This is a genomic window from Janthinobacterium lividum (assembly GCF_011601275.1).
Lineage (GTDB): Bacteria > Pseudomonadota > Gammaproteobacteria > Burkholderiales > Burkholderiaceae_D > Janthinobacterium > Janthinobacterium lividum_E.
The window spans coordinates 126,509-151,005 of the sequence record NZ_JAAOLY010000014.1 but is presented as its reverse complement, the minus strand read 5'-3'; the positions used below and the strand labels follow the sequence as shown (position 1 = coordinate 151,005).

Genomic DNA, 24,497 nt, shown 5'->3' with positions numbered 1-24,497 from the left:
TTGACTCCCCCGCTCGAGATCGCCGCCAATGTCTTGATGACTGCCTCCATCGTCCTGGCCGGACGCAACAACATTCATTCCTGGTGGATCGGCATCGTCGGCTGCGTGCTGTTTGCCATGCTGTTTTTCCAGGTCAACCTGTACGCCGACGTGATGCTGCAACTGTTTTTCATCGTCACCTGCGTCATCGGCTGGCTGCAATGGCGGCGCGGCGCCGGCGGCAAGCCCTTGCCGATCACGCGCACGGGCTGGCGCAGCCTGGCCTGGGTGGTACCGGCCGGCATCGCCTCCGTGGTGATCTACGGCATGCTGCTGCACCGTTTCACGAATGCCTACGCACCGTTCATCGATTCGGCGGTGTTGGTATTTAGCATCATCGCGCAATTCCTGCTGATGAGCCGGCGCATCGAGACGTGGGCCTTCTGGCTGCTGGTCAACACGGTGGCCGTGCCGCTCTACTACAGCCGCGGCCTGCACCTGACGGCCGTGCTGTATGCGGCCTACTGGGTCAACGCCGTCATTTCCTGGTACTGGTGGAACGTGCAGGCACGCCGCGCGGCGGCCATGCCGCAGGCGATGGCCGACGCCTGATATTGCCAAAAACCAAGTCCTTAGATCCAAATCGTATATACATTCAATTTTTAATTCGTTCACCCCATAAAGACACCGGGATATAGTGGCCTTTCCCCGCTTACCGGTGTCTTTTATGTTGCGCTTTACCCTTTCTGCCTGTTTTTACGCCGCCCGGCACCAGCTGACCATGCAATGCATGGCGCAGTGGATGCCGATGCGTGCCCGTCCACGCATCCCGTAATTTCTTCATTCCCCGTCGTCGTTTTGCCCGCAGGCCAATCCGGTCCGCGTGCCCCTGCTCGGCCTTTTTTATCTGAAAAAGGCTGCAATCCCAATAAGAGGAAACCATGTTCAAACCACTCGCCATCAGTCTTGCCATCGCCGCTGCCTTTCCCGCCGTCTCCAGCATCGCCCACGCCGAGGACGACATGCTGCGCGTCAACGTCACCGGATCGAATATCCGCGTCAGCGAAAAGGAGGGCGCCAGCGCCGTGCAAGTCATCACGGCCAAGGAATTGAAAGCCAGCGGGAAGACCAGCGTGTCGGATGTGCTGCGCGCCATTTCCGCCAACAGCGGCAACAGCTATAACGAACAATATACGGGCAGTTTCTCGGCCGGCACGTCGGGCCTGTCGCTGCGTGGCATCGGCCAGAAAAATACCCTGATCCTGGTGAACGGCAAGCGCGTGGCCAGCTATGCGACGGCGCAAAATCTGCAGGAAACCTTTGTCGACCTGAACAGCCTGCCGATGGCGGCCGTGCAGCGCATCGAGGTGCTCAAGGATGGCGCCTCGTCCATCTACGGTTCCGACGCCGTGGCCGGCGTCGTCAACATCATCCTGTACAAGGAATTCACGGGCACGGACATCACGGCGCAGTGGGGCGGCTCGACCGAAGGAACGGGCCAGCATGAAAAGAGCGCGGCGCTGCAGACGGGTTTTGGCAAGCTCGAGGAAGACGGCTACAGCCTGGTCTTCTCGATCGACGCGCAGCAGCGTGACAAGCTGCAGCAAAGCGACGTGGCGTGGATGCGCGACGCGGACTTCCGCAAGCAGCAGCGTGGCGCGCTGGGCTGGGTCGCCACCAATTATGCGGGCAGCGATCCCACGCGATCCCTGGGCGGCGTGCGCAGCCCGCTGGAGCTGGTCAATTATGGCGACATCTCGCCGGGCAAGACGGGGCAGGTGCTGGCGTATAACCCGTCGCCATATAAAACCCTGATACCCGGCATCCAGCGCGTGCACACGGCCGCGCGCGCTACCTTCAAACTGAATGCGGACACGGAAGCGTACGTCGATTTGCTGCACAGCTATTCGCGCGCCGACCAGACCTTCAGCGCGCCGCTCACCGTCAACAATGCCACGCGCGTGTGGAACAACGCCACCCAGGCGCTCGACACGATACCCGTCGTGCTGCCCGTGGGCCATCCGAATAATCCGGGTGCCACGCCCTTGCCGTTCACGGCCACCCTGTTCGACCTGGGGCCGCGCCTGAAGCAGGACCGCGTCACGTTCTACCGCGCGCTGGCGGGCGTGAAAGGCACCCTGGCGGGCTGGGACTGGGATGCGGCTGTGGGACACTCGAGCAGCAAGCTGGAAGAAACCGTGCAGAACTTCGTCAACCGCTACGAATTCCAGAAGGTGCTGGCTGACGGCAGCTATAACTTCTTTGACCAGTCGCAAAACAGCGAAGCCGTGCGTAACCGCTTGCGCCTGTCGACCTTGCGTCCGGCCGAGTCGACTCTCGACACCGTCGATTTCTCGGCCGCGAAAGATCTGTGGCAATTGCCGGCCGGTCCGCTGGGCTTTGCCGCCGGCGCCCAGTGGCGCCGCGAAAAGATGGATTCGCAAACCTCGACGGCCGTGCTGTCGGGCACGGAGCTGCGCCCGGCCATCAATATCATCAACGGTTCGCGCAGCGTGTCGGCGCTGTTTGCCGAATTTAACGTGCCCGTCGTGAAAGACCTGTCCGTCAACCTGGCGGGCCGCGCCGACCATTACAGCGATTTCGGCAATGCGTTTTCGCCGAAAGCCAGCGCGCGCTACCAGGCGGCGCCGTGGCTGCTGGTGCGCGGCACCGTGTCGCGCGGCTTCCGTGCGCCGTCGCTGCCGGAAATCACGCAAAGCACGGCCGTCAGCTATGTCAGCGTGCTCGATCCGCGCGACCCGATCACGCCCACGCAGACGCGCGGCGTGACGGCCATTACCATCGCCAATACGGCGCTGCGTCCGGAACGGTCGAATAACCTGAACCTGGGCGTGGTGGTGTCGCCGACCAGCAGTTCGAGCATCGGCCTCGATTACTATCGCATCAAGCAAGATGGCGTGATCGGCACGGAAAGCGCCACCACCACTCTCGCCAACGAAGCGACGGCGCCGCAGAAGATCACGCGCGATGCCGATGGCCGCATCACGACCCTGTACCGCCAGTACCGTAACCAGGGACAGCGCGAAGTGTCGGGCATCGATCTCGACCTGCGCCAGCGCTTCGTCGACAAGGAGTGGGGCAAGCTGACCCTGGCCGGCCAGCTGAGCCGCGTGCTGCGCTTTGCCGAACCGCTGTCGGATGGCGCGCCGCTGACCGATGGCGCCGGCACGAATTATTTCGGTTCGATTCCGAAATGGCGCGGCGTCACCTCGGCCACCTGGGAGCAGGGCAAGTGGTCGTCCACGCTCACCTGGAATTACGTGGGCAGTTATGCGCAGAATACGCATCTGGATGAATCCGTGGCGGCCTTCAGCACATTCGACGTCACCACCAGCTGGCAGGTCACGCCAGCGGCGAACGTCACCTTCATCGTGCAAAACCTGGCCAACAAGCGCGCGCCGTGGGATTACTCGGCTTCGGGCTTCGACTATACGCAGGCCGACCCGCGCGGCCGCTTTGCGTCGTTAAAACTGAACTATAAGTTCTAAGCGCCCGCCGCCTGCCGCTGCCCCGTCTGCTCATGCAGACGCTGGCGGTAGGCGCTGGGCGTGACGCCCATGCGTTCGCGGAAGGCCGTGGCAAAGTTGCCCGCGTTGTGAAAGCCGATCAGCAGGGCGATATCCTGCACGTCGATCTCGGTCTGCTGCAGCAATTCCACGCCGCGCGCGATGCGCGCTTCGCGGATGAAGGCGAAGACCGTCATGCCTGTCTGCTCGCGGAACATCAGGGTCAGCTTTTCGCGGTAGGTGCCCACGCTGCGGGCGATGTCGGACAGGTTGGGCAGGCTGCCCAGGTTGTCGAGGATAAGTTGTTTGACGGCATTGACGAACACGAGGTCCGGATGTTGCTGCCGGTCGCTGACCAGGGACGCGGCCGGCAAGGTACTGTTGCTTTTACGCATCAAACCCAGGTGGATATGGATGCGTGCGGCCAGTTCTTCCGGCAGGAAGGGCTTGGAAATGTAGTCGACGCCGCCCACTTGCAAGCCCATGACGCGTTCCTTGGCGGCATCGGCGCCGCTGAGAAAGATCACGGGAATCTCTTCCGTCTCGGGATTGGCCTTGAGCAAACGGCACGCCGTGTAGCCATCCATCTCGGGCATGCGCACGTCGAGCAGGATCAGGTCGGGATGCGTGGCCAATGCCAGCTGGTAGCCCTGGTAGCCATTGAAGGCAATGCTGAAGCGGTAGGGCTGCTCGCTGAGCAGCTCCATCAGCATGCGCTGCTCGAACGCGGAATCGTCCACAAGCAGGATATTCTTTTTGATGGTTTCGCTGGTCAATGGCATGGCATGGATGACTTAACCAAATAGCAAGTTGTGGCTTATTATGCCTCGCTTTTTCTTTTTTTTCTGCTTTTCTCGTATTTCAAAAGATGTTTCTCCGCCAGAAGAAGCGCGGATTTCCCAGATCGCCAATAATCCACTCATGCATTGATTTTAAGCAATGTCGATTGCAAAAAAATCTGTTTTGCAAATGCTGCAAACAATGCCGGAGTCCCCGGGTTCCTGACTCTCGGCACAAGTATTTTGTCGTCCTGGTTTGCGTGCCCAAGAAAACGCCGGCAATACCGTGACTATCCTCGACGCCCCTCATATTGGTGGGCTCATTAATGATGTTCCATCATCAGGAGGTATCATGTTGCGAGTTATTTTTCCCCGCCTTATCGTTGCCGCCAGCGTGGCGGTTGCCGCCACGGCGCTCCTGCCGCGTGGCGCCGACGCCGCCGTATATCTGAACGGCAACGCCACCACCACCTTTGACGTTACCCTGAAAATCATCGCCAACTGCACCATCGCGGCGGCCAATCTCGACTTTGGCCAAAGTCAGGGTGTACTGGCTACTGCCGTGAACGTCAATACGACCGTGAACGTCACCTGCACCAATACCACGCTGTATAACGTGGGCTTGACGGCCGGCTCGGGCACGGGATCGAGCGGCACCACGCGCTATATGAGCGGCACGGGCGGCAACCTGGGGACGGTGCAATTCAATCTGTACCAGACGGCCGGCAGTACCTTGTGGGGCGATACCCAGGGCACGAATACCGTCGGCGGCACCGGCAACGGCTCATCGCAGCCGATCACGGTGTACGGCAATATTCCGCCGCAGGCGACGCCGGCGCCCGATACCTACAAGTCGACCATCACGGCCACCGTGTACTTTTAAGCCAGGCGCTGCGTGAAGGCCGGTGCTGTTTCCCTGATGAAAAGCGTGCTGGCGCTGCTGGCTTGCTGTGCGGCGGGCGCGCACGGCGCCAATCTGCAGATTTCGCCGGTGACGCTCAATTTGCGCGCCCCACAGAATGCGGCCGGCATCAGCCTGCAAAACCTCGGCGACCAGCCCATCTACGGGCAGGTGCGGGTGTTCGCCTGGGAGCAGCGCGATGGCGAGGAAACCTTGGCGCCGACACAGGAACTGGTGGCCAGTCCGCCCATCGTCGAAATCGCCGCCAACAGCCGGCAGACCATCCGCCTCGTGCGTGCCCAGGCTGGCCCCGTCGCGCAGGAAAAAACGTATCGCGTGCTCATCGATGAAGTCAGCCGCGAGGATGCGGCGGGCCGCAGCGGCGTCGATATCCGCCTGCGCTACTCGGTGCCCGTGTTCGTGCTGCCGGCCGGTGCGCCGGGCAAGGAAATACTCGACTGGCAAGTCTTTCGCGAGCGGGGTGAGTGGATGTTGCGCATCAAGAACAGCGGCAATTTCCATGCACAGATCGGTGCGATGACGTTGACGAACCAGGCGGGCAAGGAATTTGTCGTCAGCAAGGGGCTGTTTGGCTATGTCCTGGCCGCACGCATGCGCGTATGGCGCCTGCCCGTCGCCAGGGAGGCTGAACTGGATGGACCGTTGAGTATTGCGGCAAACGTGAATGCAAAGGCGCTCGTTGCCACGAATTCGACACCTTGAACTGGGCCGCCATGGCGGGCGGGCTTGCCGCGAACCGGGTTAAACCATGAGACGCGCACTGGCATCCTTGCTGTTGCTGTTGCTGTTGCTGTTGCTGGCCATGGCACCGGTGGCCAGGGCCGATGGATCTGCCGCCGAGACGGGCGCCGATCCGGGTCCGGCCAGCTTGCCGAGCGATCCGATGGCGCCGAATGAACTGTATCTGGAGGTGACTGTGAATGCTGAATCAACCGGGCTGATCTTGCGCTTTACCCAGGTGGGCAAAGGCTTGCGCAGCAGTGTGGCGAACCTGCAGCAGCTGGGGCTGGACCCGGCGCGCCTGTCCACACCCGGTCAGACCGACGTGGCGCTCGATGCGATTCCCGGACTCAGCTATGACTATGATGCGGCGCGCCAGAGCGTGTCGCTGCAGGTGGCGGATGACTTGCGCTCGCCGTACCGCATCAATGCGCGCCTGGCCCCGCAGACGCCGCCGTCGCGCGTCACGCCCGGCGCCGTCCTCAATTACGAAGCCTATGCGGAACTGGGCCGGACGCGGCGCGCCGCCATCTTTAACGACTTGCGCTATTTCAATGACAGCGGCGTGTTCAGCAATACCGGCACCGTGAACCTGGGGTCGGACCAGCGCAAATACATGCGCTTTGACACCTTCTGGAGCCATGCCGACCCCGAGACCCTGCAAATGTGGCAAGTGGGCGACCTGATTTCGTCTTCGCTCAGCTGGAGCCGCGCCGTGCGCGTGGGCGGCGTGCAGTGGCGCAAGAATTTCCAGTTGCGTCCTGACCTGCTGACCTTTCCCGTCGCCTCCGTCGATGGCACGGCGCTCGTGCCCTCGTCGCTGAGCCTGTACGTCAATGGCGTGCAGCAATATGCTGCCAGCGTGCCCAGCGGCCCGTTCGTGCTGAACCAGGTGGCCGGCATCAATGGCGCGGGGCAAGCCACCCTCATCACGCGCGATGCCCTGGGGCGCAGCGTGACGACCGTGCTGCCCCTGTACGTCGATACGCGCATGCTGGCCAGCGGCTTGAGCGATTATTCGGTCGAGGCGGGCGCCGTGCGGCGCGACTATGGCCGCCGCCTGTTCGGCTATGAACGCCAGCTCGTTGCCAGCGCTTCCGTCCGCCACGGCGTCAGCGACAACTTCACCATCGAAGGCCATGCGGAACTGGCTGCCGGCCTGTATCAGGCGGGGGCGGGCGCGCTGGTGCGGCTGGGCCAGGCGGGCGTGCTCAGCGGCTCGCTGTCGGCCAGCGCCGGCCATGGCCGTGGCGTGCAGCTGGGCGCCGGCTACCAGTACATGGGGCCGGGCTTCAGCGTCGACGTGCAAAGCGTGCGCGCCAGCGCCGGGTTTGGCGACCTGGCTTCGCGCGACGGCAGTCCCGTGGTGCGCGCGGCGGATCGCGTCACCGTGAGCTTGCCCTTGCCGGCGGGCAGCAGCATCAGCAGCAGCTATATCAGCTACCGCACGCCCGGCGCGCCGCCATCGAAGCTGGCCACCCTGGGCTATTCGGCCACCCTGTTTCACGGCCTGTTCCTGAACGCCAGCCTGTTCCAGGATTTGCGGCAACGCGAGAAGCGGGGATTTTATGTCGGCCTGAGCATGGCCTTCGACAACAATCTGTCCATCAGTACGAGCAGCAGCCGGCAAAACGGCGAGAGCGGCCGCAGCGTCAGCGCGCAGCGCGCGGCGGACTTTGGCGGCGGCTTCGGCTGGAATTTACAAGCTGGCACGGTGGGCGGCAATGCCTACCGGCAAGCGCAAGTGGAATACCTGGGCAATGACGGTCGCGTGAGCGCGCGCACGCAAAGCAGCAGCATGGGCAATGCCTCCTCGCTGGGGGCGGCCGGCGCGCTGGTGCTGATGGATGGCCATGTCGAGACGGCGCGTCAGGTGGGCAACGGTTTTGCGCTGGTCTCCACGGGCGGCGTGGGCAATATTCCTGTGCTGCATGAGAACCGCCAGATCGGCGTGACGGGCAGGAGCGGCTATCTGCTGGTGCCGAATTTGAATCCGTATGGCAATAACCAGATCAGCATCGCCACGGATGAACTCGACGTCGACGCGCGCGTGCCCGTGACCAATATGACTGTCGTGCCGCAACACCTGGCCGGCGTGCTGGCGGCCTTTCCCGTCGAACGCTACAGCGCCGCCACCGTCATCGTGCAAGGCGCCGATGGCAAGCCGCTGACCACAGGCTTGCCCGTGCTGCATGTGCAAAGCGGCAAGCAGACGGTCGTGGGATTTGACGGCATCATTTTCGTCGACGACCTGCGCGAACAGAATCAGTTGCAAGTGGGCGAGGGCGACAGCGCGTGCACGGTCGGCTTTGCGTATGTGCGCCCGGCCGCGGGCGGCTTGCCCGTGATCGGGCCGTTGCGCTGCGCTGCCGCTGGCGCCGGGGGAGGACGCTGATGCGCCGCCTGCTGCTATGGCTGACCTTGCTGCTGGGCTGCGCCTGGGGCAGTGGGGCGCAGGCGGCCGATACCTGCACGGTCAGCATGACGAATATTAATTTCGGCTCCGTCAGCCCGATTTCCGGTACCGATTACGTGGCGCAGGCCACGGGCACCTTCAGTTGCCTGTTTTCGTCGCTGAACCTGGGGCAGTTGCTCACGCCCAACGCGCAAGTGTGCATTTCGCTGGGACTGGGCACGAATTCCACGTCGGCCCTGCCGCGCAAGCTGGGCAACGGTACCAATCGCATGGAATACAACGTGTATGTGGACAATTCGTATGCGACGGCGAAGATCTGGGGCGGCGCCGGCGTGGCGGGCGCGCCATCGACCTTTGGCATGATCCTGTCCGCCGGCTTGCTGGCCCCGCCCGGCACGTATTCCACCACCTTTACCGTGTACGCCAAGATTCCTGCTGGCACGGCGCTGGCCGCCGTGCCCACGGTCGCCAATGCCAATACCATCTATACGTCGAGCTTTGCGGGCGTGGGCACCTACACGTACACCACGTATGGCCTTGTCAACCTGCAGGGTTGCACGGCCACCAGCGGCAGCTTCGGTTTCACGGTGAGTGCCACGGCCGTCAACGATTGCACCATCGCGGCCACGCCGATGGCGTTCGCCAACGCCTCCATCCTGACGGGCAACTTGCGCAGCACCAGTACCTTGTCCGTGCGCTGCGTGAATAACAACGCCTACCAGATTGCCCTCAATGGCGGCAGCGTGGCGGCCAACGTGGCCAACCGGCAAATGAAAAATCTCTTAACGACGGATAAGGTCAGCTATCGGCTGTCGTCCACCCTCGATGGGCCGCTCTGGGGCGATGGCACGGCGGGCACGAGCATGGTGACGGGCACGGGGACGGGTTCCAGCGTGCCGCTGACGATTTACGGACGCGTGCCGGCGCAGGTGTCGCCGCGCCCCGGCGACTACAAGGACACGGTGACGGCAACGATTTATTTTTAGAACGTGACGGTAACGAGGCCGGCGCCCGATGGCGTTGCCTGCTGGTGCAGCAGATAGGGTGTGTTGTGCTTGCAGTGCACCTGGGTGCCGCTGCGCTGCGAGACGACGGTGCACGCTTCCTGCACGACGAAGGTGGCCTGGAAGGACGCAGAAGACACGGTACCGGCGGTGGTGGTCTGGCAAAGGGACAGGGCGAGCAGGGCAGGCAGTACGGCAAGCTTCAAAGGGGTCATCGTGAACGCATCGAGTGAAAAACGGGCGTGGGCAGCAGCGCTGGAAGGCGTGGCTGGCACCGTTTTTCGCACCGGGATTGGGGGAGCAGAACCAGCCATGATTGTACTGGAACAAGGAAAGTGTGAGTTTTCGTGTATTTTCAGCCCGCCGCAAGGGCAAGCACCTCACTTTCAAAATGATAGTCACTAAGTTTCCGTATTGCAACTGAAATACTTTCGATTGTTGTGTTGAATCAATGTGAGGAGATGGCCATGAAACATACCAATTTTAATAATCTGCCTTGCCCGATTGCCCGCAGCTTGGGCAAGGTGGGCGAATGGTGGAGCATCCTCATCCTGCGCGAAGCGTTTTATGGCAAGACGCGCTTTGACGAATTTGAAAAAAGCCTCAAGATCGCGCCCACCATCCTGACGCGCCGCCTGGCTGACCTGGTGGAGGGCGGCTTGATGACGCGCCGCCTGTATTGCGCCAAGCCGCCCCGCTACGATTATGTGCTGACCAAGTCCGGGCGCGCCTTCAAGCCCGTCTTGCTGGCGTTTATCGCCTGGGGCAATGAAAACTTCGCGCCGGAAGGCGCCAGTCTCGTCATCGCCAGCCGCGACACGGGCCTGGCCGCCGACCCGGTGCTGGTCGACGCGACGACGGGCTTGCCCATCAATGACGAGTATTACGCGTTTGCGCCAGGGCCGGCCGCCAGCGACAGCATGCGCAGCATCATCCTCGATGCGGAAAAAAGCAGCGGCATCGCGCCCAAGCCGAAGGCGTCAGCCGCCAACCGCGGCTGGGTGGCGGAAGGGCATCTGGCCTGAAGACGCGCTGGCGGAGGTGCGCCGAGTTTGGCGCAAAGCAAGACGGACTGCACGGCATGGCGTTACCGTCGCACTATGCAATTCAAGTGCGGCGCAGGCCCGGCTGTGCAGGGTGTGGCGCCATCCGTGACCCGATGTCCGTTGAAGGAGTACTGCGATGACTACATTGCCACAATATGCTCGCCGCGCCGCCACCGTGCTGGCGCTGGCGGCCCTGCTGGGCGCCTGTTCCCACGGCCCGCATGACCCGGGCGGCCATGACGTCACCTTGACGGGCGCGCAGGAAGTGCCGGCCAATACCAGCACGGCCAGCGCCAGCAGCACCATTCGCGTCGCCCACGACCGCAGCGTCAGCGGCGGCGTGCGCTATACGGGCATGGTGGCCACCGTCGCGCATATCCATGAAGCGCCGGCGGGCGCCAACGGCCCCGTCATCGTGCCGCTCGTAAAAACGGCCGAAGGCATGTTTGCCGTGCCGGCCGGCGCCATGCTGACGCCGCCCCAGTATGCGAGCTACCAGGCCGGCAACCTGTACGTGAACGTGCACAGCGCCGCCTACCCGGCCGGCGAGATCCGCGCCCAGCTCAAGCCCTAGCCGGCCAGCGGCGTTTTCCCGAAACCTCCTTGGGCCGCGCGAGCGGCCTTTTTTTGCGCCAGGCGGCCAGCCACAGCAGCGCGCTACAATGGCGTTTCATGCTGACCATTCTCGCCATCACCTTTCCCTTCTTCGCCCTGGTGCTGTGCGGCTACCTGGCCGTGCGGCGCAAGCTGCTGCCGCTGGCCGCCATCGGCGGCTTGAACAGTTTTGTCCTGTACTTCGCGCTGCCGTGCATGTTGTACCGCTTTGGCGCCGCCACGCCCATCGCGCAGCTGCTCGACGCCAGCGTGTTCGGCGTGTACCTGCTGTGCGCCCTGATCATGGTGGGCGTCACCACGGCCATGACCCTGAGCCACCGCATCGACTGGAACAACGCCGCTTTCGGTGCGCTGGTGGCGGCCTTCCCGAATACGGGTTTCATGGGCGTGCCGCTGCTACTGACCTTGCTGGGACCCCGTTCCTCGGGCCCCGTCATCGTCACCATCATCGTCGACATGCTCATTACAAGTTCCTTGTGCATCGCCCTGTCGCGCATCGGCAGCGGCGGCGCGCACGGCAGCCGCGCCGCCGTCGCCAACGCCATGAAGGGCATGCTGGGCAATCCGATGCCGTGGGCGATCGTGCTGGGCGCCATGTCGTCGTGGCTGGAACTGGCCTTGCCCAAGCCGTTGATGCAGACGGTGGGCCTGCTGGCCGATGCCGCCTCGCCCGTTGCCCTGTTTACCATCGGCGCCGTGCTGGCCCGTTCGCAAATGAGCACGGCCGACCCGGCGCCGCTGGGGGAATACGTACCCGTGGCGTTGAAAAAACTGCTGCTGCATCCGCTGCTGGTGTGGGGTATCGGCCACACGGCCATCGCGCTGGGCGCGCCGCTCGATCCGTTCGCGCTGACCTGCATGGTGCTGGTGGCGTGCCTGCCCAGCGCCAGCAACGTTTCGCTGCTATCCGAGCGTTTCGGGGCGAACACGGCGCGTATCGCCCGCATCATTCTGGTGTCGACAGCGCTGTCGTTCCTGACGTTTTCGGCGGCCGTCAGCTGGCTGGCGTGACGTTGGCGGCGATCAGTGCGCCGAGCGCCTGCGCAGCGCCGGGCTGGGTGTCCAGCGCCAGGCCATGCGCCATGCTGGCCTGGTCCTGCATGCTGCGGTTCTGGCCCAGCTTCCATTTACCCGTGATGCGCGTGAGGGGGATTTCGATGCCGACGATGGCTTTCAAGAGTTTCTCGATATAGCCGGCAGGCGCATCGCTCACCTGCCACGGCGCGGCTAGCCCCGCCTCATGGCGCGCCGTCAGCCGCTCCACCAATCCCAGCAGCCACGCCGCGTCGTCGATGGCGCGCAGGGGGCCGTGGGCATGCACGACCGCGTAATTGAAGGTCGGCACTTCCTTGCCGCTGCGCTGCTTTTCCGCATACCAGGCGGGCGTGATGTAGGCGTGCGGCCCATGGAAGATCACCAGTGCTTCATCGTTCCCGCCAGCGTTGCGCCACAGCGGGTTGGCGCGCGCCACATGGGCGCGCAGGGTGCCGAACGGGGCCTCGGGCGTGGGCGCGGCGATCTCGAACGGCAGATGGTCGGCGCACAAGCCATCGGCATCGTGGCGCACCAGCGCGCCCAGCGGATGCGCGTCGATCAAGCCATGCAGCACCTCTAGGCGTTCTTCGCGAAAGCTGGCGGGCGAGTACATTTAATCGGCTCCTTCCACGACCACGTCGGCCGTCAGCGAATTGGCGATGTAGCAGCGCTCGTGCGCGTCGTGGTGCAGGGCCGCCAAGGCCTCGGGCGAGGGCGGCGTTCCCGCGAAGGCGATGCGCGGACGCAGCACGATGCGCGTCATGGCCAGGCGGCCTGCCGCATTCTTGCCCAGGTCACCGACTGCGTCGTCGCGGTAGTCGTCGATGACGTAGCCGCGCTGCGCTGCCAGCGACAGGAAGAACAGCATGTGGCAGCTCGACGTGGCCGCCACCAGCGCTTCTTCCGGATCGATATTTGCCGCCACCGACATGGGCAGCGGCACGGACAGCGGCGATGACGAGGCGGCTACCGTCAGGCCGCCGTCGAACTGCCATTCATGGCCACGGCTGTAGCGCTGGCCGGCAAAATCCTGGCCGTCGCGCTGCCAGGCCACGGTGGCGAAAAACTGATGCATGGGTGCTCCGCGAGAGTAGAGGGGATGCACCATCTTAGCGCCAGTCTTGGCTATTTAAAATATCCAATAAGTGCTATCTTGAGGCTACCAATTCAAGAATGTCACCATGCCTGCATCCCACCTGAACCAGATCATCGCCGCCTTGCCGCTGCGGCGCGGCGCCAGCGAGCCGCTGTTTCGCCAGCTGTATGCGGCCATCAAGGCGGCCATCCTCGATGGCCGCATGAGTCCCGGCATGCAGCTGCCGCCCACGCGCGACTTTTGCCGCCTGCTGGCGGTGTCGCGCCAGACGGTGCTCAATGCGTATGCGCTTCTGACGGCCGAAGGCTATCTCGATGGCGCCGTGGGGCGCGGCACTTTTGTCAGCATCGACGTGCCCATGGCCGCGCCGGCCGCCAAGGCGGACGCCCCCGCGCCCGGCCTGCTGCGGCCCCTGTCGGCACGCGGCCACGGCGTGGTGACGGCCATGCGCCAGGTGGCATATCACCGTGGCCCGCTGCGCGCCTTCCGTGTCGGCATGCCGCGCATCGACCATTTCCCGTTCGACGTGTGGAACCGCCTGGAAGCGCGGCGCTGGCGCCGTCCCGACCACCATTTCGGCTACAGCGACCCGGCCGGCTACCTGCCGCTGCGCGAGCTGCTGTGCGTGTATCTGAAAGCGTCGCGCGGGGTGCAGTGCACGCCGCAGCAGATCGTCATCACCTCCGGTTCGCAGCAGGCACTGTTCCTGCTGTCGACCATCTTGCTGGCGCCGGGCGACCCGGTCTGGATGGAGTCGCCCGGCTACCGGGGCGCCAGCGGCCCGCTGCGCGCGGCCGGCGCGCGCGTGTTTCCCGTTCCCGTCGATGCGCAGGGGCTGGACGTGGCGTACGGCGTGGCGCATTGCCCGCAGGCGAAGCTGGCGTACGTGACGCCGTCGCACCAGATGCCGCTGGGCGTGAGCATGAGCTTGCCCCGCCGCCTGGCCTTGCTGGCCTGGGCCGCGCACAATAAAGCGTGGCTGGTGGAAGACGATTACGACAGCGAGTACCGCTACGCGGGCGCGCCGCTGGCCTCGCTGCAAAGCCTGGACCGGGCCGGCTGCGTGGTCTACGTGGGCACCCTCTCGAAGGTGCTGTTTCCCGGGCTGCGCCTGGGCTACATGGTGGCGCCGCCCGCGCTGGCCGAGGCGCTGGTGCAAGCCAAGTCCGTGATGGACCGGCACACGGCCATCGTGCCGCAGATGGCGCTGGCCGACTTCATCGCCGAGGGACACTTTGGCCGCCATATCCGCCGCACGCGCGACAGCAATGCCGAGCGGCGCGACCTGCTGGTGCGCGGCATCGCGCGCGAACTGGGCGACCAGCTTGCGTGCGGCCCGGCCGACAGCGGCCTGGAACTGTGTGCGTATTTTCGCGCCGGCCACGAAGAAGAAACGGTGTCGCGCGCGGGGCTGTCGCGCGGTATCGAACTGCGTCCGCTGGGCCACTATGCCGATCCGGCGGCCGGGTCCGAGTGCGCCACGCCGCCGGGGCTGCTGCTGGGCTTTGCGGCCATTCCCCCGGACGAGATGGCGCACGGCCTGCAGGAATTGGGACGCATCCTGCGCGGCCGATAAACTATACTGGCATTTGCCTGCACACGAAGAACACGACCATGAATATTACCCGCTGCGCCTGGGCCAATCCGGCCAATCCCCGCTATCTCGACTATCACGATACGGAGTGGGGCGTACCTTGCCACGACGAGCGCCGGCTGTTCGAGATGCTGAACCTGGAAGGCGCGCAGGCTGGCCTGAGCTGGGAAACCATCCTCAACAAGCGCGACACCTACCGCGCCGCCTTCGACGGATGGGACGCGGAAAAGATCGCCGCGTATGGCCCGCACAAGGTGGCGCAACTGCTGGCGGACCCCGGCATCGTGCGCAACCGCCTGAAGGTGGCGGCCGCCATCACGAATGCGCAAGCCTATTTGCGCCTGCGCGCGCAAGGGCAGACCCTCGACAGCTTTTTGTGGGCGTATGTCGATGGCCAGCCCATCGTCAACAGCTGGCAGCCGGGCGAGTTCCCCGCCAAGACGGCCTTGTCCGACAAACTGTCGAAAGACTTGCTCAAGCTGGGTTTCAAGTTCGTCGGCTCGACCATCATCTACGCCTACATGCAGGGCATCGGTATGGTCAACGACCATGCGCCCACCTGCTTTTGCCGCGCGGGGCGCTGATGCGCCGCGTACTCGTCCTGCTCGACACGGATTTTGACGGCGCCCGCTTGCGCGCCGCCTGTGCGGCGCATGGCGGCCGCCGTCTGCACTACATCGCGCTGGCGCCGCGTCCCGTCGATGCGCGCCACTTGCCCGAGCAGTGGCGCGCACAGTGGCCGCCTTGCGTGCCTGGCCTGCACCGCATGGTTTCGCACGATGGCCTCGTTACGCTCGATGTGCTGATCGGCGAGGCCGATGCCTGCCTGGCGCAATTGTCGGCGCAAGTCGATGAAGTGCACCTGGCCTGGGTGCCGGCAGCCACATCGGTGCTCGCGCGCCTGATGGTCGACGGCGCCCGCCTGCAAGCCATACACCTGGACGAGGCGCAGCGCGCGGCGCTGCAAAAGCATGGTTTTGTTTTCGACGAGAGCCGTTTGCGCGCCATGTTTTATGCGCGGCGCGCAGAGTATGCGGCCGTCACCGCGCCCGAGCGCCGCGCCATCGTCATCGGCGCGGGCGTGGCCGGCGCGGCCGCCTGCGAACGGCTGGCCGCGCGCGGCTGGAAGGTGACCTTGATCGAACGCCACGCGCAGCCGGCCAGCGAAGCGTCGGGCAACCTGGCTGGCATCTTCATGCCGCTGATGTCGAAGGACGACAATATCGCCACACGCCTCGTGCGTGCCGCCTATCTGTACTCGCTGAGCCGCTGGAAAGACCTGGGCGGCATCGGCGCCGCCATCGAGGGTGTGCAAAGCGGCGTGCTGCACCTGGCGCGCGACGGCGCGCATGCGCACGTGCAGCGGCAGATTGCCGCCAGCGGCCTGTATCCGCGCGAATTCGCCCGCTGGCTGGAAGCGCCCGAAGCGACCGCCATGCTGGGCGCGCCGGCGCCCGATGGCGCCTGGTGGTTCGAGCAGGGCGGCTGGGCGCGCCCGTCTTCCGTCTGCGCGGCCATGCTGGACGCCTGCGGCGCCTTGCTTACGCGGCGTTTTTCCAGCAGCGCCCTGCGACTGGAACGTGGCGACCGGGAATGGCTGGTGCGCGATGCGGACGGCGTCCTGATCGCGGCGGCTCCCACCGTCATCCTGGCGGCGGGCACGGGGGCCGTGGATTTCGAACAGGCGGCCGGCTTGCCGCTGGACGCCGTGCGCGGCCAGGTCACGCACCTGGCCGAAGGCAGCTTGCCATTGTTGCCGTTCGTCGTCTGCCGCGAAGCCTACATGACGCCGGCGCACGAGGGCGTCGTGTGTGTGGGCGCCAGCTACGATGCGGACGCTGACGCCAGCTTGCGCCCATCGAGCCAGGAAGACAATATCGGGAAGATCGCCGACATCCTTGGTGTGGCTCCGTTCGACGCGCCGCTGGCGGGCCGCACGGGCTTTCGCTGCATGGCACCGGACCGCCTGCCGCTGGCGGGGGCCTTGCCCGACCCGGGCATACCGGGCCGCTGCGAGCGCCTGCGCGACGTACCGCGCTGGCCTGGCCTGTTTGGCTTGCTCGGTTACGCTTCGCGCGGCCTGATCTGGGCGCCGCTGGCGGCCGAGCTGCTGGCGTGCCAGCTGGAGGGGGAGCCGTTGCCGCTGGAGAGTCAATTGGCCGCTGCTTTGGACCCTGCTCGGTTTTTATTGCGGGAACGCCGCCGCGCTTCATAAATCTTCCCCATATACGTTTTTCAGCTTTCCAAACTCTTTTTAATTTGTTTTCCGAACAACATAAGTTCGCTACAGTGGACTCGTGCTGGTTTTTGACGACGGAATAAAGAGGTGGAAAGATGGCTGCTGCAGAACTGATTTTCGATCCCCGCGCCGCGCACGGCGAGGCGGCGTTTGATGAAGTACTCCATCTCGCGCGCACCCAGGCGCAGGCGCAAGGCTTGCCGTATGCGGGCATCGTCAGCGCGCAGGATGCATGGCAGCTGGTGCAGGCCGGCAAAGCCGTGCTGGTCGACGTGCGCACGAATGAAGAGCGCACTTTCGTCGGCTATGTGCCGGCCTCGCTGCACGTGGCGTGGGCCACCGGCACGGCCATGAACCGCAATCCCCGCTTTACGCGCGAACTGGAAGCGAAGGTGGGCGGCAAGGATGCCGTCGTGGTGCTGCTGTGCCGCAGCGGCAAGCGCTCGGCCGCGGCTGCCGAAGCGGCCGCCAAGGCAGGTTTCACGCACGTCTTCAATATCGCGCAAGGCTTCGAGGGCGACCTTGACGAACAGCAGCAGCGTGGCCACAGCGGCGGCTGGCGCTGGCATGCGCTGCCTTGGCTGCAAGATTAAACCTCTTCCCGGAACCATCATGAACCAGCGAGCCATTCCCCCCGCCTCCCTTGCCGCGCAGCCGCAATGGGAACTGCGCCAGATCGTCGATGAATTGCGCGCCGTGCGTGCGCAGTGGCGCGAAGGGCTGGCCAGCAACCAGGAGTGCGGCGCGCGCGAATTCCCGTCGCGCCAGCATTTGCGCGATATCGTCGGCGCCCTGTGCGCGGCCCTGTTCCCCATGCGCCTGGGGCCCCTCGACCTGCAGCAGGAGAGCGAGGATTTCTTTGTCGGCCACACGCTCGACACGACGCTTACTGGGCTGCACGAACAGGTGCGGCGCGAACTCAGTTACCACGCGCGCCAGCACGGCTTGCAGCAGACGGTATCCATCGAACAGCAGGCGCTGGCCATCGTGCAGCGCTTCGCCCGCGCGCTGCCGCGCATCCGCGCCCAGCTCGACACGGACGTGGCGGCGGCCTTTCATGGCGACCCGGCCGCGCACAGCGTCGACGAAGTGCTGCTGTGCTATCCGGGCATCCTGGCCATCATCCATTACCGCCTGGCGCACACCTTGTATGCGCTTGGCGCGCCGCTGGTGGCGCGCATCATCGCCGAAGTGGCCCATTCGCAGACGGGCATCGACATCCATCCGGGCGCCATCATCGGCAGCAGCTTTTTCATCGACCATGGCACGGGCGTGGTGATCGGCGAGACGGCCATCATCGGCGAGCGCGTGCGCATTTATCAAGCCGTCACCCTGGGCGCCAAGCGCTTTCCCGCCGGCGCCGACGGCGTGCTGAAAAAGGGTCTGGCGCGCCACCCCATCGTGCAGGACGACGTGGTCATTTATGCGGGCGCGACGATCCTGGGACGGGTGACCATCGGCCAGGGCTCCGTCATCGGCGGCAATGTCTGGCTGACCCGCAGCGTGGCGCCAGGCAGCCATGTCACGCAAGCGCACAACCAGCAGGAGGCACCGGAGTCGCTGGCGCCATCCCACACCGCCTTTGCCCACCACCCATGAGGACAGCATGTTGATCAAACAGTTTGGACTGGCCGTGCGCCAGTTGCGCGAAGGGCATGGCTGGTCGCAGGAGCGGCTGGCCGAAGCGGCCGACTTGAACCGCTCGTTCATCGGCGAAATCGAACGGGGCGCCGCCACGCCGTCGCTGCTGACGGTGGAAAAACTGGCCGGCGCGCTGGGCATCGGCCTGGCCGGTTTGATGGCGCGCTGCGAACCGGAGCTGGTGGATTAAAAGGCCGTGTTGGTGGCGATAGCATGTTGAGAAAAAGAGAGGGGCGCCCGATACTTTATTTGTTTTTCAGATAAGCATATTCACTTTTCTCATCAGGAGTAGTCATGGCAGAAGCAACAGAGAACCAGTTCGCGCTGGGCGATAACGCCGCGCGCCAGCTGGCCAATGCAAGCAAGAGCGTCCCCCAGTTATCCACGATCACGCCGCGCTGGCTCGTGCACCTGCTGCAATGGCTGCCCGTGGAAGCGGGTATCTACCGCCTCAATCGCGTGAAAAATCCGAAGGACGTGCGCGTGGCCTGCTCGCAGCGCGACGAGTCGGAACTGCCGCAAACCTTCGTCGACTACGACGACCAGCCGCGCGAATATTTTCTCAATGCCGTCAGCACGGTGCTCGACGTGCACACGCGCGTGTCGGACTTGTACAGCAGCCCGCACGACCAGATCAAGGAGCAGCTGCGCCTGACCATAGAGACGATCAAGGAGCGCCAGGAAAGCGAATTGATCAACAATCCCGATTACGGCCTGCTGGCCAGCGTGCACGACGACCAGCGCATCTTCACCCTGACGGGCGCGCCCACGCCGGACGACCTTGACGAACTGCTGACGAAAGTGTGGAAGGAGCCGGGCTTTTTCCTCGCCCATCCGCTGGCCATTGCCGCCTTCGGCCGCGAATGCACGCGCCGCGGCGTGCCGCCACCGACGGTCAGCCTGTTCGGTTCGCAGTTCCTCACGTGGCGCGGCGTGCCGCTGGTGCCATCCGACAAACTGCCGATCGAAGACGGCAAGACCAAGATCATCTTGCTGCGTGCCGGCGAGCAGCGCCAGGGCGTGATCGGCCTGTTCCAGCCTGGCCTGGCGGGCGAGCAAAGCCCGGGCCTGTCCGTGCGCTTCATGGGCATCAACCGCCACGCGATTTCGTCCTACCTGATTTCGCTGTATTGCTCGCTGGCCGTGCTGACCGACGATGCGCTGGCCGTACTGGAAGACGTGGAGATCGGTAAATACCATGACTACCCAGACACCTACAAGTGATGGCGCGGCGGGCTTGCCTGCCGTTCCGTTCTTACCCGATGAAGCGACCCTGAACCGCCTGGCGGGCGAGTTTTTTGCGCGCCTGCCGGGCTTGGATAAGTCTCCCAGCCTTGGCGGTTCCGGCAGCGTGCTCGATGCGGCGCCCCGCTATGCGAACCGTCCGCCGCCGCAGCCCGGCCCTTCGTTTGCCGCCATCGCTCCCGGCGTGGCGACGGCGCAAGTGCCGCCCGTGACGGCGCCGCTGGAGTCTCCGGTTGCGCCGGCGCCGGCTTCCGTGCCGACGCCACGCTTGTCCGCCCTCGGTGCGCCGTCGCCCTACTATTTTGTCGGCGGCGCGCATGGCTATCCCGCGTCGAACGGCAAGCTCGATGGACTGGCGCAGCAGGGGCTGGGGCAGGCGGCGCCCGATGATCTGCGGGGGCTGTTTGCCACGCCGCAGCGCTCGCCCGCGCGCCAGCTGCCGGTATCGCCGGCCGGTGGCCAGCCCGCTTTCTATTTCCAGACCGAGCTGCCTGCGCGTCAGCAAGGGCAAACGCCGGCGCCGTTCGACGTGCATGCCGTGCGGCGCGACTTTCCCGTGCTGGCGGAGCGCGTCAACGGCAAGCCGCTGGCCTGGTTCGACAATGCGGCCACCACGCACAAGCCGCAATCGGTGATCGACCGCGTGTCGTATTTCTATGCGCACGAGAATTCGAACATCCACCGCGCGGCGCACGCATTGGCGGCGCGCGCCAGCGATGCCTACGAAGCGGCACGCGCCAAGGTGGCCAATTTCCTGGGTGCGGCTTCACCCAATGAAATCATCTTCGTACGGGGCGCCACGGAAGGCATCAACCTGGTCGCCAACACGTTTGGCCGCAAATACATCGGCAGCGGCGACGAGATCATCGTCTCGCAGCTCGAGCACCACGCCAACATCGTGCCGTGGCAGCAGCTGGCGGCGGAAAAGGGCGCCACCCTGCGCGTGATTCCCGTCGACGACAGCGGGCAAATCCTGCTCGATGAATTCCGCAAGCTGCTCAACGGACGCACGAAACTGGTGTCCGTGACGCAGGTGTCGAATGCCTTGGGCACCGTGACGCCCGTGGCGCAGATCATCGCGCTGGCGCATGCGGCCGGCGTGCGCGTGCTGGTCGATGGCGCGCAAGCCGTGTCGCATTTGCGCGTGGACGTGCAGGCGCTGGGCGCGGATTTCTATGTATTCTCGGGCCACAAGGTATTTGGCCCGACAGGCATCGGCGCCGTGTATGGCAAGGCGGACTTGCTCGAGCAATTGCCGCCATGGCAGGGCGGCGGCAACATGATCGCCGACGTCACGTTCGAGCGCACCGTCTACCAGGGCGTGCCGAACCGCTTCGAGGCGGGCACGGGCAATATCGCCGATGCCGTGGGGCTCGGTGCGGCCATCGATTACGTGCAGCGCATCGGCCTGGAAAACATCGCCGCCTACGAGCATGCGTTGCTGGAATACGCGACGCACCACTTGCAGGCCATTCCCGGCGTGCGCCTGATCGGCACGGCGTTTGAAAAGGCCAGCGTGGCCTCGTTCGTGCTGGCCGGTTACGAGCCGGCGGAAGTGGGGCGCGCCCTGAACGACGAGGGCATCGCCGTGCGCTCGGGTCACCACTGCGCCCAGCCGATCCTGCGCCGTTTCGGCGTGGAAGCGACCGTGCGGCCATCGTTCGCCTTCTACAACACGTACGAGGAAATCGACCGCATGATCGTCGTGGTCAAGCGCCTGGCGGGCGCGCGCCGCTGATCGTGCCTGCTTGTCAAGCTGATGCCGCCCCTGCGCAAGCAGGGACGGCATTGTTGCATCATGTCACGGACTTTGCGCGCGGCTGGCTGGCGTCCGCAGGCTGGCGGTATAATTTATCCTTGGCAATATTGAAGCTGCGGCCCAAGGAGATATCCGGTGGAAGATCAACACAGCTCGCCCGAGCTTTTCCTGTTCCTGGCGTCGACCGTGCACGACATGAAAAACTCGATCAGCGTGGTCAGCGGCACTTTGGAGTCGCTGCTGGCGGCCGAGCAGGCGAAAACAGTCCCCCAGGCCGACCCCGCCTACCTGCAGATGGCGCAGATGCTGTACCAGACCAAGCGCCTCAACGATAACCTGATCCAGCTGCTGGCCCTGTACAAGGAAGTGGGCAAGCCCGGCTACCCGTTCGACGTGCAGCCGCAGCTGGTGAGCCAGGTGGTCGACCAGGTGGTGGACCAGGAAAAGATCCTGCTGGCCTCGAAAGGCATCCGGCTGGAGACGGCTTGTGCGCCGGAGCTGATCTGGACCCTCGATGAAGACCTGGTCATCGGCGTGCTCGCGCATGCGATCAACAACGCCATCCGCTACACGAAAGACACGATCCGCCTGTCCGTGCGGGAGCACGGCGGCATGCTCGAGCTGCGTGTGGAAGACAATGGCGACGGCTATACGCAAGCCTTGCTCGACGCGGGCAGCGCGGCCATGGACGGCATGGCGGCCGGCGTGAACTTTTCCACCAACAGCACGGGCCTGGGCCTGTATTTTTCCAGCGAAGTGGCAAAGATGCACAAGCACCGGGGCAGCAGCGGCAGCATCGCCCTGGAAAATGGCGGCGCGCTGGGCGGCGGCTGTTTCATCCTGCGCCTGCCCTGAACGAGGATGCCATGACGACAGACAGCCACGCCACCGCCGCCGAAGCGGGCAGCACCGACTGGGCCGACAAGCATTATCTGCTGGTCGACGATTTCATCGGCATTCGCATCCTGCTGCGCGAATCGTTGCGCAACCTGGGCGCGCGCCATATCGACCAGGCGGCCAGCGGCGGCGAAGCCATGAAGCTGCTGGCCAAGACGCGCTACGACGTGGTGCTGTGCGATTACAACCTGGGCGAAGGCAAGAACGGCCAGCAGGTGCTGGAAGAGACGCGCGTGCGCAACCTGACGGCGCCGTCCAGCGTGTGGCTGATGGTCTCGGCCGAGAAAAGCGTGGAGTCCGTGATGGGCGCGGCCGAGCACCAGCCTGACGCCTACCTGATCAAGCCGATCACGGAAGGCGTGCTGCTGACGCGCTTGAATCGCGTGTGGCACAAGAAGCAAGTGTTTCGCGAAATCGACCAGGCTTGCATGGAAAAGGATTATCTGCGCGCGGCCAAGCTGTGCGACGCGCAGATCGAAGTCAACAAGCTGCACGAGCTGGAATTGCTGCGCATGAAGGCGTCGTTGCTGCTGAAAAGCGGCGAGCCGGAAAAGGCCCGCGCCGTGTACGAAAAAGTGCTGGCCGAGCGTGATTACAGCTGGGCCAAGGCGGGCTTGGGCAAGATCCGCATGAACAACGGCGAGCACGAGGCGGCGCGGCAGATCTTCCAGGGCGTGATCGTCGAAAACAAGTATTACATCGATGCCTACGACCAGATGGCCGTCGCCTACCAGTTGATGGGGCAGCACGAAGAGGCCTGCGGCGTGCTGGAAAAAGCGGCGCGCCTGTCGCCCAACTCCGTGCCGCGCCAGCGCAACCTGGGCCTGGCGGCCCTGAAGGTCGGCAATGTCAGCATGGCGGAAAAGGCCTTCCGCAAGTGTATTTCCATCGGCGAATTTTCCGTCATGAAGACGCCGGACGCCTACCTGGGCCTGGCACGCGTGTGCGGCCTGAAAAAGGATGCCAAGGAAGCGCTGCAATGGCTGCTGCTGGCGCAGCGCGAATTCTCGCCCGAGCAGATCGGGCTGCGCGCGAAGATCACGGAAGGCATGGTGCACCACGAAACGGGCGACTACCGGCGCGCGCGCAAGTGCGGCGATGAACTCGAAGCCATGCTGCTTGAAGACCCGGCGCGGCCCGAGAAAAGCATTTGCATGGAACTGGCGACCCTGCTGTTCGCCGTCGGCGTCAAGGATGCGCCGGCCGGCCTGCTGTGCTATGTGGTGAAGAACAACCACGACAACCAGGTGGTGCAGGACGAGGTGCAAAAGATTTTCGACAAGGCCAAGATGGGCGACGAGGGCACCAGCCTGATCATCGCTTCGCGCAAGGAAGCGTCGGATTTGATGAACAAGGGCGTGCTGTTGTGGAAGACGGACAAGCTCAACGAAGCGGTGGCCTGGATGCGCACGGCGCGCGAAAAGCTGCCGAACAACTTGCGCATCCTGTTCAATTCCGCGCAAATCATCGTGTCGTTCCTGGAGCAGCGCGGCTACCAGGCGGAATTGGCGGCCGAAGCCATGGAAGTGTTGTTGTATGTAGACAAAATTGCACCAGGGCAGCAGCGCTTTGCGCAATTGATGGAGCAACTGGTGCAACTGACGCCGCCGCCCGGGCCGGAAGAAGCCGTCGTGGTAGCGGAAAAAGCGCCGCCGGCGCCGGAAAAAGGGGGAAAATCCGTGCGTGAGCGTGCCGGATGATAAACTAGGGGCCAGCGTGGGTTCGCCCGTGCTTGAGTTGCTCTACAACAATAAGGAAGAAACTATGCGTGATGTGGTCAATGAAGTGTACAAAAAAATGAAAGTCGGCGCCATTGCCTGGGTACGCCCGGTCGCCGCCAAGGGAGACACGCTGGAAACATTCCAGTCTTCGTACGAGCACGCCAAGGCGCTGGCCGACGAAGGCCTGATCACGATCGGTGACGTTAAACGCCAGGCCGACAACATGATCGAGGCGATCCGCATTCATCGTATCGCCTGATCA

24 protein-coding genes are annotated in these 24,497 nt (G+C 64.3%); 20 read left to right on the top strand and 4 right to left on the bottom strand.

Translation table 11 applies throughout. The features are described 5' to 3' along the window. Together pnuC and GYK42_RS20905 are read left to right on the top strand one after the other, a co-directional pair. Entirely contained in the window at positions 1–591 is a 591-nt protein-coding gene (pnuC, locus tag GYK42_RS20910; protein WP_166449042.1) for a nicotinamide riboside transporter PnuC, read from the top strand. Positions 592–920: 329 nt separating this feature from the next. Continuing rightward, positions 921–3,488 (top strand): TonB-dependent receptor, encoded by a 2,568-nt coding sequence (locus GYK42_RS20905; RefSeq protein WP_166449041.1) that lies wholly within the window; start codon positions 921–923, stop codon positions 3,486–3,488. Here GYK42_RS20905 and GYK42_RS20900 read toward each other — a convergent pair. Then, positions 3,485–4,288 (bottom strand): response regulator transcription factor, encoded by an 804-nt coding sequence (locus tag GYK42_RS20900; protein WP_166449040.1) that lies wholly within the window; start codon positions 4,286–4,288, stop codon positions 3,485–3,487. The genes GYK42_RS20905 and GYK42_RS20900 overlap by 4 nt on opposite strands. Positions 4,289–4,637: 349 nt before the next feature. On the opposite strand from GYK42_RS20900, the gene GYK42_RS20895 reads away from it, so the two are divergent. From GYK42_RS20895 to GYK42_RS20880, 4 genes are read left to right on the top strand one after another with little or no spacing between them, the layout of a single operon-like run. Then, on the top strand, positions 4,638–5,168 hold the full coding sequence (locus GYK42_RS20895) for a Csu type fimbrial protein (protein WP_166449039.1): 531 nt from the start codon (positions 4,638–4,640) through the stop codon (positions 5,166–5,168). 12 nt (positions 5,169–5,180) lie between these two features. Next, positions 5,181–5,909: a fimbrial biogenesis chaperone gene (locus tag GYK42_RS20890; protein ID WP_346768130.1), complete on the top strand. Its 729-nt coding sequence runs from the start codon at positions 5,181–5,183 to the stop codon at positions 5,907–5,909. A 46-nt stretch (positions 5,910–5,955) separates the two neighbouring features. After that, positions 5,956–8,322, top strand: a complete 2,367-nt coding sequence (locus GYK42_RS20885; protein WP_166449038.1) for a fimbria/pilus outer membrane usher protein — start codon at positions 5,956–5,958, stop codon at positions 8,320–8,322. After that, on the top strand, positions 8,322–9,329 hold the full coding sequence (locus GYK42_RS20880; protein WP_166449037.1) for a Csu type fimbrial protein: 1,008 nt from the start codon (positions 8,322–8,324) through the stop codon (positions 9,327–9,329). The genes GYK42_RS20885 and GYK42_RS20880 overlap by 1 nt, the downstream gene beginning before the upstream one ends. Here the strand turns inward: GYK42_RS20880 and GYK42_RS20875 are convergent. Next, positions 9,326–9,562: a hypothetical protein gene (locus tag GYK42_RS20875; protein WP_166449036.1), complete on the bottom strand. Its 237-nt coding sequence runs from the start codon at positions 9,560–9,562 to the stop codon at positions 9,326–9,328. The genes GYK42_RS20880 and GYK42_RS20875 overlap by 4 nt on opposite strands. A 252-nt stretch (positions 9,563–9,814) precedes the next feature. Between GYK42_RS20875 and GYK42_RS20870 the strand changes: the two genes are divergently transcribed. The 3 genes from GYK42_RS20870 to GYK42_RS20860 all read left to right on the top strand — a co-directional run bounded on the left by GYK42_RS20870 (position 9,815) and on the right by GYK42_RS20860 (position 12,019). Beyond that, complete coding sequence (locus tag GYK42_RS20870; RefSeq protein WP_166449035.1) at positions 9,815–10,372, top strand: winged helix-turn-helix transcriptional regulator; 558 nt, start codon at positions 9,815–9,817, stop codon at positions 10,370–10,372. Between the two features lie 157 nt (positions 10,373–10,529). Further along, positions 10,530–10,967 carry a CHRD domain-containing protein gene (locus tag GYK42_RS20865; RefSeq protein ID WP_166449034.1) on the top strand — a complete coding sequence of 146 codons (438 nt, stop codon included), beginning with the start codon at positions 10,530–10,532 and terminating at the stop codon, positions 10,965–10,967. 98 nt (positions 10,968–11,065) lie between these two features. Further along, positions 11,066–12,019 (top strand): AEC family transporter, encoded by a 954-nt coding sequence (locus tag GYK42_RS20860; protein ID WP_166449033.1) that lies wholly within the window; start codon positions 11,066–11,068, stop codon positions 12,017–12,019. On the opposite strand, the gene GYK42_RS20855 is transcribed toward GYK42_RS20860, so the two are convergent. Together GYK42_RS20855 and GYK42_RS20850 are read right to left on the bottom strand one after the other, a co-directional pair. After that, positions 12,003–12,656 carry an FMN-binding negative transcriptional regulator gene (locus GYK42_RS20855; protein ID WP_166449032.1) on the bottom strand — a complete coding sequence of 218 codons (654 nt, stop codon included), beginning with the start codon at positions 12,654–12,656 and terminating at the stop codon, positions 12,003–12,005. The genes GYK42_RS20860 and GYK42_RS20855 overlap by 17 nt on opposite strands. After that, positions 12,657–13,118 carry an OsmC family protein gene (locus tag GYK42_RS20850; protein WP_046682159.1) on the bottom strand — a complete coding sequence of 154 codons (462 nt, stop codon included), beginning with the start codon at positions 13,116–13,118 and terminating at the stop codon, positions 12,657–12,659. Between the two features lie 106 nt (positions 13,119–13,224). Between GYK42_RS20850 and GYK42_RS20845 the strand changes: the two genes are divergently transcribed. The 11 genes from GYK42_RS20845 (at position 13,225) to GYK42_RS20795 (ending at position 24,494) form a co-directional block, all read left to right on the top strand. Next, positions 13,225–14,715, top strand: coding sequence for a PLP-dependent aminotransferase family protein (locus tag GYK42_RS20845; protein WP_166449031.1), 1,491 nt, complete (start codon positions 13,225–13,227; stop codon positions 14,713–14,715). 38 nt (positions 14,716–14,753) lie between these two features. After that, on the top strand, positions 14,754–15,317 hold the full coding sequence (locus GYK42_RS20840; RefSeq protein WP_166449030.1) for a DNA-3-methyladenine glycosylase I: 564 nt from the start codon (positions 14,754–14,756) through the stop codon (positions 15,315–15,317). Next, the gene (mnmC, locus tag GYK42_RS20835; protein WP_166449029.1) at positions 15,317–16,948 is read left to right on the top strand and encodes an FAD-dependent 5-carboxymethylaminomethyl-2-thiouridine(34) oxidoreductase MnmC; all 1,632 of its coding nucleotides are present in this window, start codon (positions 15,317–15,319) and stop codon (positions 16,946–16,948) included. Before GYK42_RS20840 ends, mnmC begins: the two co-directional genes overlap by 1 nt. Positions 16,949–17,067: 119 nt before the next feature. After that, on the top strand, positions 17,068–17,565 hold the full coding sequence (locus GYK42_RS20830) for a rhodanese-like domain-containing protein (RefSeq protein ID WP_166449028.1): 498 nt from the start codon (positions 17,068–17,070) through the stop codon (positions 17,563–17,565). 19 nt (positions 17,566–17,584) lie between these two features. Beyond that, positions 17,585–18,571: a serine O-acetyltransferase EpsC gene (gene epsC, locus GYK42_RS20825; protein ID WP_166449027.1), complete on the top strand. Its 987-nt coding sequence runs from the start codon at positions 17,585–17,587 to the stop codon at positions 18,569–18,571. A gap of 7 nt (positions 18,572–18,578) precedes the next feature. Continuing rightward, positions 18,579–18,803 (top strand): helix-turn-helix domain-containing protein, encoded by a 225-nt coding sequence (locus GYK42_RS20820; RefSeq protein ID WP_034784364.1) that lies wholly within the window; start codon positions 18,579–18,581, stop codon positions 18,801–18,803. A gap of 104 nt (positions 18,804–18,907) precedes the next feature. Further along, a complete protein-coding gene (locus tag GYK42_RS20815; protein WP_034784363.1) occupies positions 18,908–19,837 on the top strand; it encodes a family 2A encapsulin nanocompartment shell protein in 930 nt (309 codons plus the stop codon). Beyond that, positions 19,812–21,596 (top strand): family 2A encapsulin nanocompartment cargo protein cysteine desulfurase, encoded by a 1,785-nt coding sequence (locus GYK42_RS20810; protein WP_166449026.1) that lies wholly within the window; start codon positions 19,812–19,814, stop codon positions 21,594–21,596. Before GYK42_RS20815 ends, GYK42_RS20810 begins: the two co-directional genes overlap by 26 nt. Before the next feature lie 156 nt (positions 21,597–21,752). Beyond that, positions 21,753–22,472, top strand: coding sequence for an ATP-binding protein (locus tag GYK42_RS20805; RefSeq protein ID WP_166449025.1), 720 nt, complete (start codon positions 21,753–21,755; stop codon positions 22,470–22,472). Between the two features lie 11 nt (positions 22,473–22,483). Continuing rightward, a complete protein-coding gene (locus tag GYK42_RS20800) occupies positions 22,484–24,214 on the top strand; it encodes a tetratricopeptide repeat-containing response regulator (protein WP_166449024.1) in 1,731 nt (576 codons plus the stop codon). Further along, positions 24,198–24,494, top strand: a complete 297-nt coding sequence (locus GYK42_RS20795; protein ID WP_346768129.1) for a hypothetical protein — start codon at positions 24,198–24,200, stop codon at positions 24,492–24,494. The genes GYK42_RS20800 and GYK42_RS20795 overlap by 17 nt, the downstream gene beginning before the upstream one ends. Positions 24,495–24,497 lie beyond the last annotated feature (3 nt).

Excerpts from the sequence above, each read along its gene's own strand:
- GYK42_RS20830 (WP_166449028.1), top strand. The coding sequence starts at position 17,068 with ATGGCTGCTGCAGAACTGATTTTCGATCCCCGCGCCGCGCACGGCGAG.
- epsC (WP_166449027.1), top strand. The coding sequence starts at position 17,585 with ATGAACCAGCGAGCCATTCCCCCCGCCTCCCTTGCCGCGCAGCCGCAA.
- GYK42_RS20855 (WP_166449032.1), bottom strand. The coding sequence starts at position 12,656 with ATGTACTCGCCCGCCAGCTTTCGCGAAGAACGCCTAGAGGTGCTGCAT.
- GYK42_RS20860 (WP_166449033.1), top strand. The coding sequence starts at position 11,066 with ATGCTGACCATTCTCGCCATCACCTTTCCCTTCTTCGCCCTGGTGCTG.
- GYK42_RS20895 (WP_166449039.1), top strand. The coding sequence starts at position 4,638 with ATGTTGCGAGTTATTTTTCCCCGCCTTATCGTTGCCGCCAGCGTGGCG.
- GYK42_RS20815 (WP_034784363.1), top strand. The coding sequence starts at position 18,908 with ATGGCAGAAGCAACAGAGAACCAGTTCGCGCTGGGCGATAACGCCGCG.
- GYK42_RS20880 (WP_166449037.1), top strand. The coding sequence starts at position 8,322 with ATGCGCCGCCTGCTGCTATGGCTGACCTTGCTGCTGGGCTGCGCCTGG.
- GYK42_RS20810 (WP_166449026.1), top strand. The coding sequence starts at position 19,812 with ATGACTACCCAGACACCTACAAGTGATGGCGCGGCGGGCTTGCCTGCC.
- GYK42_RS20885 (WP_166449038.1), top strand. The coding sequence starts at position 5,956 with ATGAGACGCGCACTGGCATCCTTGCTGTTGCTGTTGCTGTTGCTGTTG.
- GYK42_RS20870 (WP_166449035.1), top strand. The coding sequence starts at position 9,815 with ATGAAACATACCAATTTTAATAATCTGCCTTGCCCGATTGCCCGCAGC.
- GYK42_RS20905 (WP_166449041.1), top strand. The coding sequence starts at position 921 with ATGTTCAAACCACTCGCCATCAGTCTTGCCATCGCCGCTGCCTTTCCC.
- GYK42_RS20800 (WP_166449024.1), top strand. The coding sequence starts at position 22,484 with ATGACGACAGACAGCCACGCCACCGCCGCCGAAGCGGGCAGCACCGAC.
- GYK42_RS20845 (WP_166449031.1), top strand. The coding sequence starts at position 13,225 with ATGCCTGCATCCCACCTGAACCAGATCATCGCCGCCTTGCCGCTGCGG.
- GYK42_RS20900 (WP_166449040.1), bottom strand. The coding sequence starts at position 4,288 with ATGCCATTGACCAGCGAAACCATCAAAAAGAATATCCTGCTTGTGGAC.
- GYK42_RS20875 (WP_166449036.1), bottom strand. The coding sequence starts at position 9,562 with ATGACCCCTTTGAAGCTTGCCGTACTGCCTGCCCTGCTCGCCCTGTCC.
- mnmC (WP_166449029.1), top strand. The coding sequence starts at position 15,317 with ATGCGCCGCGTACTCGTCCTGCTCGACACGGATTTTGACGGCGCCCGC.
- GYK42_RS20865 (WP_166449034.1), top strand. The coding sequence starts at position 10,530 with ATGACTACATTGCCACAATATGCTCGCCGCGCCGCCACCGTGCTGGCG.
- GYK42_RS20820 (WP_034784364.1), top strand. The coding sequence starts at position 18,579 with ATGTTGATCAAACAGTTTGGACTGGCCGTGCGCCAGTTGCGCGAAGGG.
- GYK42_RS20850 (WP_046682159.1), bottom strand. The coding sequence starts at position 13,118 with ATGCATCAGTTTTTCGCCACCGTGGCCTGGCAGCGCGACGGCCAGGAT.
- GYK42_RS20840 (WP_166449030.1), top strand. The coding sequence starts at position 14,754 with ATGAATATTACCCGCTGCGCCTGGGCCAATCCGGCCAATCCCCGCTAT.